Raw genomic sequence first — 12,220 nt, 5'->3', positions numbered from 1 at the left:
CAACTCTAATCATACATTTAGCAACTTTATTACATATTTTAATAACTGTAATTATAAAGTAAAGAATTTTAATTATGCTTTTTCAAACTTTTAGTAGTATTTTTTTAACTTAAATTTAAATATTCGGAACTTGAAAAATACTTTTTGCAACTTTAGAGAGTATTTTACTAACTTCGAAAATAAAATTAAAGCCTGCAAAAAAAATATTTCGAACAGAAAATCTGAGTAATCAGAAATCTGCGGGATATAAAAACCATCAAATCCAAAATTTCCATGAAAAAACTCCTCTACATTTTAATCAGTATCATACTTATATTAATCATTATCGTTTTAATCAGAACCTTTACCTATCCTTTCAAAAAAACAGATCAGGCAGATTCCGGAGGATGGAAATTTGTGAAGAACGATTCGGTTGTTAAACGTTTTTCCGACGGATTAAAGATCCCAACAGTTTCCACCGGAGAATTAGGGGATTTCGATTATTCCCCTTTTGTAACATTTAAAGAATATCTGAAAAAAGCATATCCAGAAGTTTATAAAAATACAGAATATGTTGAGGTGAATACTTATGGTCTGGTTTTCAGGCTTAAAGGAAGCAATCCAGGTCTCGCTCCCATTATGTTTCTGTCCCATATTGATGTGGTTCCTCCCGGAGATGCGGAGGTGAAAAATACAGCAGAAAATGTTTTCAGACCCAATGATAAACCTTTTCCAGCCATTACAAAAGTTGCTGAAGACTGGGATTTTGCTCCGTTTTCAGGAGCCGTTGCCAATGGAAGAATTTACGGACGCGGAGCAATTGACATGAAAGGAATGCTCTTTTCTCTGATGGAATCCATGAATAATGTAATTAAAAATAAACATACGCCGAAACGCGATATCTATCTGGCTTTCGGATTCGATGAAGAAGTAGGAGGGAAGAAGGGAGCAACACAAATCGCCTCTTATTTTAAGAAAAAAAACATACAGTTTGATGCTGTTTATGATGAAGGCGGTTTAATTTTAGAAAAAGGAAGCATTTCCGGAATCGATTCGGATGTAGCGGTAATCGGCTGTGCAGAAAAAGGTTTTCTTTCTGCCAAAATAAAAGTGAAAGGTTTAGGCGGACATTCGTCGACACCGCCCATGGAAAGTGCGATCGGAAAAGCTGCCGTTATTATGCAGCGACTGGAAGACGATCAGATGAAACCGGTAATTACCCCTTTAATCCAACAGTTTTTTGATAATATAGGAAGTTCCATGTCTTTCCCGAGCAGAATGGCAATCTCCAATCAATGGCTTTTGAAACCGCTTCTTCTTTCTCAGCTTACCAAAAATAATTCTACCAACGCCTTGGTTCGCACAACAACGGCGCTTACCATGATGAAGGGAAGTGACGGAACCAATGTACTTTCTCCCGAAGTGGAATTTGTGGTTAATTTCAGGCTGCTTCCCGGAAATACCGTAAAAGATGTAAAAGCACATATTGCCAAAGCAACCGAAGGTTTTGAGGTGGAAGTGGAAGAAATTGACAATACCAGAGAAGCTTCCGCAGTTTCATCAAGCAATACAAAAGCGTATCAGCTAATTGAACAAGGAGTAAAACAGCTTTATCCGGCAGCTATTGTAACGCCGTATCTTACATTGGGCGGAACGGATGCCTACAAATATCAGATGGTAAGTAAAAACATTTACAGATTTATGCCTGTTAAAATCAATAATTCTGAACAACAGAGCATTCACAGCACCAATGAATATCTCAGCATCGAAAATTATATGAAGATGATTCATTATTTTGAATTTATTATGACGAATTATGATAAATGATAAATGATAAATGATGAATGATGAATGATGAATGATGAATTTTACAATTAAATTTCAGGTAGTTGGAATTTGCAATGTTTTCCTGAGCGCGAATCAGTGGACGTATTTTAGATCGTATTCACTTTATTACATCAATCCAAAATCATCAATTCAAAAAAAATTCAAAACTAAAAAATAACACGTCGAGTTTTGTCGCATTACCGCAATAGCTTTGTCTTATCAAAATTACGAAGCTATGGAACTGCCATTATATCTAAGTTTTAAAGAGTTTGAAAATACCTATTACGACAACCTTGAAAAATGGTTTGAAGAATATAAGAATACAAGCGAAACCGACTATCTGAAAGCACTTTCGGATCTGTACAGCCCTTATCTGTATTACAACTTTGCCAACGACAGACTTCAGGCAGATGCTTCCATACAGATTAAAGACTGCTTTTTTCCTTATCACGACAAAATCGGGATTTCTTTCTGCACCACCTGTGTAAACGGAAAGCCTGCCAAAAATTTGAAAAAAATCAATCATCAGTTCGAATGGAAAACCGTTACGATGATGGAATATGCACAGCATATTTTGGATAAAATCAACAGATACTTGTCGAAAAATAGTAATAAAGAAGATAAAAACGTGCTGGATTTTATCAACGATTTTGAGATCATCACATCGCGTGAAGGAGCGGGATACTGTGTAAACTACAACCAGCATCAGGCGACAATTCCTTTTCTGAAAGCTTATCTTCCGGTTCACGGACAAACGGTAAATATTGCGGTATATAGAGATTTTCTTTTTTCCATTGTTCAGATCGCAGAATTCATAGATCAGAAATTAAAAGAAGTACAGGCTTTTGAAAGCATGATCTATTCTAAGCTGAAATCAGACGCGAGATTCAAAGTACAGATGAGCCATCAGTTTTTAACGATGTGCAATTAACCAAAACACCAAAACATTCATATAGCTAAATTGTAGTTTGAAATTAGTTGGTACTTTTTCAAACAGAAAATCCCGGTTGAAAAACTGGGATTTTTTATTAAAAAAGATTAATATAGCCCAAAGTGGCTAATAAAGAGTAGTTTACAAGAACCGAAAGTGCTATCGGTAACGATTTAGTAATGGTGCTTACTGCACTCGCTTTCATCTGATTACCTTGTAAATCATTACCGCAAATTTAATAAAAAAAAGGGTTAAGTCGTAGCGTACTTAACCCTTTTTTCTGCTTTTTCCAATATACATCATAAGGCGTTATAAAATAAATCTTCCCCAATATGGGGGCAACCTGTGATATTGGTTCCGATATTATTTCCAAGTTTTGACAAATAAACAAAAATGTAAATCCGAAACGTATGGTGTTAATCTCTAAAAATCTAAGCTATGGAAATCGTGTTGAACAAAATATTATCGGAAATTCAGCGTCAGGAAGATATGCTATCTTCTCAAATGATGCAAACTGCGGATGAGGCTTACCAAATGACCTTATTCTTAAAGGAAATGCTGTTTACTATAAAGATGAAAGTCTTGCAGACCGGATTTAAGGACGAACGGCAGGAAATCAATTTTTTCAAGAATATCAAACCGCAGATTTTAGGAAAACTTATTTATTACAATAAGGTATTCCGCATTGAAACTACCTGCCCCGTAAGTGCAGGGAGAATACACCAAAGTTATTTTGAAAACCAACTGAAAATTCTGAAATCCGAATACAAGGAAAGCATATCCAATGAGGATTTTTACAGGTACTATCGTGCAGGCAGAACTGACCGTGACCACAGTTATTTCAGGCTCGGAAAAATCAATTACCACGATGGTCTAAAAAGTAGTGTATTTGAAATTGACCTTAGCTTTTCTACTTATTACGATAACAAAGTTGCCCATATTATAGCCAATGAATTACTTTATACTTTCTTGCTTACCAAAATAAACCCTGAAAAAAATCCCGATACCATTTCAATAAACGGTGATGGAAACAAAGACATTTCGTGGACGAACTCGCAAAATGCACTGATAGAATTGATTTACGCCCTGTATGTTTCCAAATCTATTGCATACGGGAAAATAGGCATCAGGAAATTAGCATTGATTTTCCAAATCCTCTTCCGAACGCCCTTGAACGATATACATCATTCTTTCCACCGAATGAAAACAAGGGCAGGCTCCCGAACGGTGTTTTTAGACCAGCTCAAAATTTCCCTCGAAGAGTATATGGATAAAGACCTTTAGCAACATCAGCACGGGTGTTTGAAAGCAGTACACAAAATGTACTGCTTTTTCTTTGCCCATATATGCCAATTGGCATATATGGGCAAAAGGCTACTACAAAATAACCGAAACACGCTAAAACCCTTATTAAACAAGGGTTTTTCTCATTGCAAAAAATTTGAAAAAAAGTGCCAAACCAATGGGTACGCATTGGCAGACAAACACTGCCACACTTCTGAATTTTGTACTGTGAATATTAAACAATAGTGCAATGAACATTATAACAGTTGACGAAGAAGTGTGGAAGCACCTCAACGAACGGTTGAAAGCCATTAGCGAATATATCCTCAAACTGGAAGATACAAGCTACGATAGCTTATGGCTCAACAATCACGAAGTCTGCCAGTATCTCCACATCAGCGAAAAAACGTTGTGGCGTATGCGCACCAACGGGCAGATAGCTTTTTCAAAAATGTACGGGCAGTATTACTATACGATTGGTGCTATCAAGGAAATGCTCAACGCTAACGCCGTGCAGACGACCGATGAATATGTGGAGCAGCTTATGGCGAAAGGCAAAAGCTATATCGAGAAAGGCAGAAAGCTGAAATCAGGTAATCATTAAAAGCGTACCCGTATGAATATCGACAAAATGGAATTTGTGGCGTGGATGGAACGCATAATGGACAGGCTGGACATTCTTGGCAACCACATAGACGATTTACAAAAGAAGCGCAACAGCATAGACGGCGAAGAGTTACTGGATAATCAGGATTTATTGCAAATGCTGAAAATCAGTAACCGTTCCCTGCAACGGTATCGCTCCATAGGTAAGCTCCCTTATTATACCATTAGCGGAAAACTGTATTACAAGCTATCCGATGTGCATCAGTTCATCAGGGAAAGTTTTAACCCTCCGTTACCTAAACTGGATGCCAATAAGTGACAAACGCTGCCTTTGAGTGCCACATAAAGCAAATCAGTGAAGGCTTCCTTTACATTCGATCGTGAAATTGTGAAATTTTCAGATTATGAGCGAAGAAACAACTAATAAACAGGAAATGCCCGAACAGCTTTCGGACATCTTACTCGTACTGGATAAAGAGAAAATGAAAATCCAGGCAGTAAAGAGTATAGACGAAAACGGGAAAATGGAAACCGTTGACCCCACGAAGAAAAATCAAAACCAGTTTATGCGTGTGGATAAAAGCGGTGATTTCTTTTCCAACTTCTTTTCCAATTTTTTCAGCCAGTTAAAGAACCCTACAAACTTTACTTTCTTCAAAGTGCCTGCCTCGGTTGCTGCTGAAAAAGCAGAGGAATTACAAAAGCACGTAGATAAGCCCACTCCACAGGGCGAAAAAGTGCTGAAAGAACACGAAGTGAAAGCAGAACCCCAACCCGATAAAAAACAAGAAAATCAAAATAATATGGCAACAGCACAAACAACAACGGAAACAAGCGAATATCGCTACAAGCCGGAGCAGATTGATTGGGACACAATGAAAAACCTCGGATTGAGCAAAGAGTATCTTGAAAAAAGGAACCTGCTCGACCCTTTGTTACGAGGTTATAAAACCAATGAGCTTTTACCGATAGGTATCAACCTCGGGGGCTCTATCCTCCGCACGGATGCCCGCCTGTCTTTACAGCAAGCGGAAGACGGCAATGTTATCGTGGCAATACACGGTATCAAAAGAGAACCTAACCTCCACTTTGAATTTTTCGGTCACAAGTTTACGGACGAAGACAAGAAAAACCTGCTCGAAACGGGTAATATGGGGCGTGTCGTCAATTTGGTAAACTCCAAAACAGGCGACCTGATGCCGTCCATTATAAGTATTGACAGGCTGACCAATGACGTGGTTGCACTGCGCACGGAGTTTATAAAAATTCCCGATGAAATTAAGGGCGTAAAGCTGAATGACGAACAAAAACAAACGCTGATGGAGGGCAAACCGCTCTATTTAGAGGGTATGATTTCCTCGAAAGGAACGGAGTTTTCGGCAACTGTACAATTCAATGCGGACAAACGGTATGTTGAGTTCCTGTTTGACAGAAGCAACAACAATCAGCAGGCGCAAACGAACCAACAGAATACCCAACAAAGCAATCAGCAAAGCCAACCGCAAGAAGCTCCAAGAACTTTCAGGGGCAAAGAACTGGATGATGAGCAGTACAACAAGTTCAAAGCCGGACAAACCATATACGTTGAACTGAAAGACAAAAAAGACCAACCGTATAAGGGTTATATCACGTTCGACAAAGATACCGGAAAGACCAATTTTGAGTTTCCCGGTCAGTACAAAGCACGGGTAGAACCTGCCGAAACTCATAAAACACAAACTGCCGTCAATTCGGAGGGTAAAACCAACGAAGCGACCAAGAACGTCCAAGAGCCTTTGAAGTCCGGGCAGCAAAGACCGAAAAACGAGAAGCAGCAGGAGCAACAGGATAACAAGCCTGAAAAATCCAAAGGCAGAAAAATGTAATACAGTATGAAAACAATCATTGCAGAAAAACCAAGCGTAGCAAGGGAAATAGCCGGACTTGTGGGAGCATCCGATAAAAAGGATGGCTACCTGACAGGTAACGGCTATTTTGTTACGTGGGCATTCGGTCATTTAATAGGACTGGGAATGCCCGAAGATTACGGCATTTCGGGATTTGATAAAGCATCCCTGCCGATATTGCCCAACCCGTTTTTATTGACCGTCCGCAAGGTCAAAAAAGACAAAGGGTACACCGCCGATACTGGCGCATTAAAGCAACTGAAAGTCATTGAGCAGCTTTTTAAGCAAAGCAACAGCATCATCGTTGCTACCGATGCAGGTCGTGAGGGCGAACTCATTTTCAGGTACATTTATGAATACCTGAAATGCAACAAACCTTTTGAACGCCTTTGGATAAGTTCGCTTACCGAAAAGGCAATAAAGCAAGGCTTCAACAACCTAAAAGACGGGGCAGCATTTGACGGACTGTATCAGGCAGCGCAAGGCAGAAGCCGTGCCGACTGGCTTGTAGGCATCAATGCTACACAGGCATTGAGCATTGCCGCAGGCAATGGTATCTATTCGCTTGGAAGAGTGCAAACGCCCACACTGGCTTTGATATGCAAACGTTACCTCGACAATAAGAATTTCACGGTAAAGAAATACTGGCAGATACAATTAACGCACAACAAAGCCCAGGTTGATTTCAAAAGTATTTCCGCAACCAAATGGGACGAAAAGCAACTTGCTGATGATACCCTTAAAGCTATTCAGCGTGGCGCAACGGCAACCTTTACATCAGTAGAAACCAAAAGCGTTACAGAACAACCGCCCTTGCTTTTCGACCTGACAGGCTTACAAAAGGAAGCCAACAAAAGGCTGAAATTATCTGCTGAAGCAACGCTCAATATTGCGCAAAGCCTGTACGAAAAGAAGTTTATCACGTACCCACGTACCGGGAGCAAATACATCCCTGAAGATATGTGGGCAGAAATTCCAAACCTCGTGCGGGCATTGCAAAATCGTGAGGATTGCAAGCAAGCCCTTACCAAAATCAAATGGGGACGGTTCAACAAACGTATCGTGAATGACCTCCGTGTAACGGACCATCACGGTTTGTTGATTACGGACAAAGTGCCGTCCGTACTTAATGCAGACGAAAACAAGATTTACAATATGATTGCGCTTCGCTTGCTTGAAGCCATATCGCAAGCCTGTGTCAAAGAAATAACCGATGTATCATTACAGGTATTGCATTACGACTTTACGGCAAAAGGCTGTAAAATTCAGGAAGCGGGTTGGCGTTCCATAAAAGGAAGTTTTACCGATGACGGCGAAGAGCCAGTGCAGGAATTACCTGAACTGCATAAAGGCGACGAACTTGCCATAAAGGAAGCCGCAGTTTTGGAAAAGCAGACCAAACCACCAGTGCTTTACACCGAAGCCGGGCTTTTGTCGGCTATGGAAACCGCAGGGAAAGAAATTGAGAACGAAGAAGAACGCAAAGCCCTCAAAAATATCGGCATCGGTACTCCTGCAACAAGAGCCGCCATTATCGAAACCCTGTTTACCCGTAATTATATCCAACGGGATAAACGTTCTTTAATCCCTACGGAAAAAGGATTGCAGGTGTACGGGCTTGTAAAAGACCGGAAAATTGCAGACGTGGCAATGACTGCCGAATGGGAATTGGCGTTACAGAAAATAGAAAATAACGAAGCGGATGCCGGAACATTCCAAAAGGAAATGGAAACCTATGCCAAATCTATTACCGATGAATTGCTACAAACCTCTATTGCAAGCACCAACCAACCCAAACTAACCTGCCCGAAATGCAAAAGTCAGCAGCTTATTATCCGTGACAAGATTGTGAAATGCCCTGATGAGGCTTGTAACTGGGTACAGTTCCGCACCGTCTGCGGTGTACAAATCAGTATCGAAAATGTAACAAACCTTGTCAATAAAGGCAAAACCTCTCTTATCAAAGGAATGACAAGCAAAGCCGGAAAGAAATTCGATGCTTACATCATTCTGAAAGAAAACGCTGAAAGTTCCTTTGAGTTTGAAAAAAACAAAAGCAGTAAACGCAATGGAAAATAAACCGTCAATCGTACCCAAAGAAATCAGGAACCTGATTTATACTATCCGGGGCAAACAGGTAATGTTGGATAGCGACCTCGCTGCCTTATATCAGGTAGAAACAAAGAACCTGAACAAAGCTGTTAAAAGAAATATTAAGCGTTTTCCTGTATCATTCTGCTTTCAACTGACCGAAGAGGAAGTTGAAAACTTGAGGTTCCAAATTGGAACCTCAAGTTTAAATTACGGCGGCAGACGTTATTTGCCCTATGCTTTTACGGAACAAGGCGTTGCAATGGCATCTGCCATACTTCGTTCTGATATAGCCGTTAAAATGAGTGTGGAAATAATGGAAGCCTTTGTAGAAATGCGGCGTATGCTCATCAGCAACGCTTCTTTGTTTCATCGTTTGGACAATATCGAGTTAAAGCAACTGGAAGCCGACCAAAAATTTGAAGAGATTTTTAAGGCTTTGGAAAGCGACAAGCTGCACAGCGAAAAAGGCATTTTCTACAACGGGCAGATTTTTGATGCCTACGCCTTTGTTTCCGATATTATCCGTAGTGCCAAAAGCTCTGTTATCCTGCTTGATAATTATGTGGATGATACGGTGCTTACCTTGTTGGGTAAGCGTAAGACTAATGTAACCGCTACAATCCTTACCAAAAGTATCAGCAATCAGTTACGGTTAGACTTACAACGCTACAATAGCCAATATCCTCCGATAGAAATTGAAGTGTTTTCCGACGCCCACGACCGTTTTTTGATTATTGACCATACAGAACTCTACCATATAGGGGCATCGCTCAAAGACCTGGGCAAAAAATGGTTTGCTTTTTCAAGAATGGATATTGAAGTCGGCAGGATGCTTCAAATATTGAACAAGCCGTAAAAAATGAACCTCCGAATTATCGGAGGTTCATTTTTAGTTTTTTTATGCTTCAAAATGCTCTAATACGTTCTTAAATAACCTTTAGTAATATTTCTTCTTTAGCCATAAACTTGCTTTTACCAACAGTATCAGTACAGGTACTTCTACCAACGGTCCTATAACGCCCACAAATGCCTGTGGAGAATGAATACCGAAAACCGCTATTGCTACGGCTATTGCCAATTCAAAATTGTTTCCTGTGGCTGTAAATGCGATGGATGCGTTTTTGTCGTAAGGAACGTTTAAAGATTTATTGATAAAGAAGCTGACAAAAAACATTAGTACAAAATAGATGATTAACGGTATGGCTACTTTTACTACATCCATTGGCAGTTCTAATATTTTATCGCCTTTCAGACTGAACATTAATACGATTGTAAACAGTAAAGCATATAATGTAATGGGCGATATTCGAGGTACAAATTTCCTGTTATACCATTCTATTCCTTTTGACTTTACCAATGCGTAACGGCTTATAAAACCTGCTAAGAAAGGAATGCCTAAGTATATTAATACGCTTTCGGTTACGTCTTTCATTGATACGCTTACATTGAAATTGGCTACTCCTAATTTGCTTGGTAATACATTAATGAATAACCAAACTAAGAAGCTATAAGAAATTATCTGAAAGATGCTGTTTAATGCAACTAACATAGCTGTGTATTCTCTGTTTGCTTTAGCTAAATCGCTCCATACGATTACCATTGCGATACATCTTGCCAAACCTATCAATATCAAGCCTGTCATATAATCGGGTTCATTACGTAAAAACAAAACGGCTAATCCGAACATCAATATTGTACCGATAACCCAATTGAGCAATAAGGATATGCCGATTACTTTTTTATCCTTAAATGCTTGGGGCAATAATGAATAATCCACTTTTGCCAATGGCGGGTACATCATCAGTATCAGACCTATTGCCAAAGGAACGTTTGTAGTGCCTACGGATAAAGCATTTGTAATTTTTGATATTCCCGGAAAGAAATACCCTAAACCTATACCTGCTGCCATTGCAAGGAATATCCATAAGGTAAGGTAACGGTCAAGAAATTTTAGTTTTGGTTGCATTGGTTATTGACTGACTTTTGAAAAAACATAAAACATTTCCGTTGCTATCTGTAAACTTCTTTCTGCATATACCTGTGATTGCTCCGGTGTATTGTCTGAAATTTTAGGGTCTTCAAATGTGATAGGTATCCTTTTTTCTGCACCTGCAATAAATGGACATCCACCGTCTGCCTGTGAACAGGTCATAATGGCTGTAAATGCTGATACTGGGTTGAAAGGACTATCGTACTTTTTTGAAAAGCCGATAACAGGCAAAGCATTATCGCTGTATTTTATGGCATATACAGGGTTATTAGTATCTGCGATTTTGAAAATGTTAAACCCCTGATTAGTCAATGTTTCTGCAACTTTCGGAAATAGTGACGTTTCTTCCGTACCGCCCGAATAACAATGTACATTTGGTATATTAAAATGTGCTGACGCTACCTGTGCCCAAACCTGTGATAAATGGCTTCTTCGGGAATTGTGGGTACAGATGAAATTGATATTTATATCCTGCCTGTCGTTTACTTTTTGCTGTATAAAATCAATCAGCGGTTGTAATACGGCTTTACGTTCTTCGCTGATGCTTTGTACATCAATTTTGTTGTTAATGATTTCGATTAGTTTTTGATACATCGCATTTTGTTTTTAGTGTTTAGCAACATCCCGAATTTGGTGTACAGCAAGCATTATTCAGCTCTGATAATTTTACCTTTTGCTTTTCGGCAGGAATACCGCAAGCATCACTTGCCAGGCAAGCGGTTTGCTTGTTTTTCAGTACAAAATGGTTTCCGTTAAAATTCAAATCGTATTTACCAACCGTTTCGCTTTGGTATTCTACTTCTATTTCGGCATCTTCAATACCCAACTTTTCTTCGGATAGCTTAATGATGTTTAATAGCTTTGTTGGCTTTAATCGGTGTTCAAAATCGTTGGCATTCCATAATTGGAAATTGACAACTTTTTCGTTTCTAATTGTTCCGCCACAATCAATGAAGTGTTTTGTAATAACACCTATCTCGGTAACGTGAAAGTGTTCGGGTACAAATGTTCCGTTCTCTAATTGAAATTCAACATTATCCAATGCTGGTAAGATTTCTTTGATGTTTGATAGTTTCATTATTTTTTTATTTAATTGTTATATTGCTTTATTGCGATTAATGTGCTTAAAAAAAATGCTTAACAGCATTTATCAACCTCTACATTATCTATAAAGAAAGCATTGAGTTCCTTTTTAATCTGCTGCCAAACATTTTCATCAATACAGTAGCACACACTTGTCCCTTCTATATTGCCTTTGATGATACCAATGTTTTTAAGCTCTTTTAAATGTTGTGAAATCGTAGCCTGCGCCAATCCTAATTCTTCCACTAAGTCATTACAAATGCAAGCATTCTGCTTGATGATGTATTGCAGGATAGCTATACGGGCAGGATGAGCCAGTGCCTTTAAAGTGGTTGCCAAGCTGTTTTGCTGTTCTGTAAATATTTCTGTTTTTGTTACGCCCATCTTATTTGTAATAATATATCGCAATATTACGATAAATATTTAAACCACAAAAGTAGTTTGTGAAAAAACATATAGCCAAGCACCAATTCTGTATAAATAATCAGTTCAATTTTCTATTGTAAATCGCCAAATCCTGCCTTTCAAAGCCAAACGCTG

General features: G+C 39.1%; 12 protein-coding genes. 8 read left to right on the top strand and 4 right to left on the bottom strand.

The features are described 5' to 3' along the window. Positions 1 to 273: 273 nt before the first annotated feature. The 8 genes from H6W53_RS10320 to H6W53_RS10285 all read left to right on the top strand — a co-directional run bounded on the left by H6W53_RS10320 (position 274) and on the right by H6W53_RS10285 (position 9,463). Positions 274 to 1,806 (top strand): M20/M25/M40 family metallo-hydrolase, encoded by a 1,533-nt coding sequence (locus tag H6W53_RS10320; RefSeq protein ID WP_185206590.1) that lies wholly within the window; start codon positions 274 to 276, stop codon positions 1,804 to 1,806. 235 nt (positions 1,807 to 2,041) lie between these two features. Then, a complete protein-coding gene (locus H6W53_RS10315; protein ID WP_185206587.1) occupies positions 2,042 to 2,737 on the top strand; it encodes a hypothetical protein in 696 nt (231 codons plus the stop codon). Between the two features lie 438 nt (positions 2,738 to 3,175). Beyond that, positions 3,176 to 4,021, top strand: coding sequence for an RteC domain-containing protein (locus H6W53_RS10310; protein WP_034735056.1), 846 nt, complete (start codon positions 3,176 to 3,178; stop codon positions 4,019 to 4,021). A 250-nt stretch (positions 4,022 to 4,271) separates the two neighbouring features. After that, positions 4,272 to 4,625, top strand: a complete 354-nt coding sequence (locus tag H6W53_RS10305; protein ID WP_013632656.1) for a helix-turn-helix domain-containing protein — start codon at positions 4,272 to 4,274, stop codon at positions 4,623 to 4,625. 12 nt (positions 4,626 to 4,637) lie between these two features. Next, positions 4,638 to 4,946: a helix-turn-helix domain-containing protein gene (locus H6W53_RS10300; protein ID WP_002978404.1), complete on the top strand. Its 309-nt coding sequence runs from the start codon at positions 4,638 to 4,640 to the stop codon at positions 4,944 to 4,946. An 85-nt stretch (positions 4,947 to 5,031) separates the two neighbouring features. Then, positions 5,032 to 6,492, top strand: coding sequence for a DUF3945 domain-containing protein (locus H6W53_RS10295; RefSeq protein ID WP_013632655.1), 1,461 nt, complete (start codon positions 5,032 to 5,034; stop codon positions 6,490 to 6,492). A 6-nt stretch (positions 6,493 to 6,498) separates the two neighbouring features. Continuing rightward, a complete protein-coding gene (locus H6W53_RS10290; RefSeq protein WP_013632654.1) occupies positions 6,499 to 8,592 on the top strand; it encodes a type IA DNA topoisomerase in 2,094 nt (697 codons plus the stop codon). Next, entirely contained in the window at positions 8,582 to 9,463 is an 882-nt protein-coding gene (locus H6W53_RS10285; RefSeq protein ID WP_091098879.1) for an ORF6N domain-containing protein, read from the top strand. The genes H6W53_RS10290 and H6W53_RS10285 overlap by 11 nt, the downstream gene beginning before the upstream one ends. A gap of 81 nt (positions 9,464 to 9,544) precedes the next feature. Here H6W53_RS10285 and arsB read toward each other — a convergent pair whose 3' ends face one another. From arsB to H6W53_RS10265, 4 genes are read right to left on the bottom strand one after another with little or no spacing between them, the layout of a single operon-like run. Beyond that, complete coding sequence (arsB, locus tag H6W53_RS10280) at positions 9,545 to 10,573, bottom strand: ACR3 family arsenite efflux transporter (RefSeq protein WP_091098876.1); 1,029 nt, start codon at positions 10,571 to 10,573, stop codon at positions 9,545 to 9,547. A gap of 3 nt (positions 10,574 to 10,576) precedes the next feature. Further along, the gene (locus H6W53_RS10275; protein ID WP_072885949.1) at positions 10,577 to 11,191 is read right to left on the bottom strand and encodes a protein-tyrosine-phosphatase; all 615 of its coding nucleotides are present in this window, start codon (positions 11,189 to 11,191) and stop codon (positions 10,577 to 10,579) included. A 19-nt stretch (positions 11,192 to 11,210) separates the two neighbouring features. Next, positions 11,211 to 11,675 carry a DUF6428 family protein gene (locus H6W53_RS10270; RefSeq protein ID WP_003002385.1) on the bottom strand — a complete coding sequence of 155 codons (465 nt, stop codon included), beginning with the start codon at positions 11,673 to 11,675 and terminating at the stop codon, positions 11,211 to 11,213. 59 nt (positions 11,676 to 11,734) lie between these two features. After that, the gene (locus H6W53_RS10265) at positions 11,735 to 12,064 is read right to left on the bottom strand and encodes an ArsR/SmtB family transcription factor (protein ID WP_047094742.1); all 330 of its coding nucleotides are present in this window, start codon (positions 12,062 to 12,064) and stop codon (positions 11,735 to 11,737) included. Positions 12,065 to 12,220 lie beyond the last annotated feature (156 nt).

Source organism: Chryseobacterium sp. C3, assembly GCF_014218905.1.
In the GTDB taxonomy this organism is placed as follows: Bacteria; Bacteroidota; Bacteroidia; order Flavobacteriales; family Weeksellaceae; genus Chryseobacterium; species Chryseobacterium mucoviscidosis.
The sequence above is the reverse complement of the archived record's forward strand: the minus strand, read 5'-3'. Positions and strand labels throughout refer to the sequence as shown.

Excerpts from the sequence above, each read along its gene's own strand:
- H6W53_RS10320 (WP_185206590.1), top strand. The coding sequence starts at position 274 with ATGAAAAAACTCCTCTACATTTTAATCAGTATCATACTTATATTAATC.
- H6W53_RS10315 (WP_185206587.1), top strand. The coding sequence starts at position 2,042 with ATGGAACTGCCATTATATCTAAGTTTTAAAGAGTTTGAAAATACCTAT.
- H6W53_RS10310 (WP_034735056.1), top strand. The coding sequence starts at position 3,176 with ATGGAAATCGTGTTGAACAAAATATTATCGGAAATTCAGCGTCAGGAA.
- H6W53_RS10305 (WP_013632656.1), top strand. The coding sequence starts at position 4,272 with ATGAACATTATAACAGTTGACGAAGAAGTGTGGAAGCACCTCAACGAA.
- H6W53_RS10300 (WP_002978404.1), top strand. The coding sequence starts at position 4,638 with ATGAATATCGACAAAATGGAATTTGTGGCGTGGATGGAACGCATAATG.
- H6W53_RS10295 (WP_013632655.1), top strand. The coding sequence starts at position 5,032 with ATGAGCGAAGAAACAACTAATAAACAGGAAATGCCCGAACAGCTTTCG.
- H6W53_RS10290 (WP_013632654.1), top strand. The coding sequence starts at position 6,499 with ATGAAAACAATCATTGCAGAAAAACCAAGCGTAGCAAGGGAAATAGCC.
- H6W53_RS10285 (WP_091098879.1), top strand. The coding sequence starts at position 8,582 with ATGGAAAATAAACCGTCAATCGTACCCAAAGAAATCAGGAACCTGATT.
- arsB (WP_091098876.1), bottom strand. The coding sequence starts at position 10,573 with ATGCAACCAAAACTAAAATTTCTTGACCGTTACCTTACCTTATGGATA.
- H6W53_RS10275 (WP_072885949.1), bottom strand. The coding sequence starts at position 11,191 with ATGTATCAAAAACTAATCGAAATCATTAACAACAAAATTGATGTACAA.
- H6W53_RS10270 (WP_003002385.1), bottom strand. The coding sequence starts at position 11,675 with ATGAAACTATCAAACATCAAAGAAATCTTACCAGCATTGGATAATGTT.
- H6W53_RS10265 (WP_047094742.1), bottom strand. The coding sequence starts at position 12,064 with ATGGGCGTAACAAAAACAGAAATATTTACAGAACAGCAAAACAGCTTG.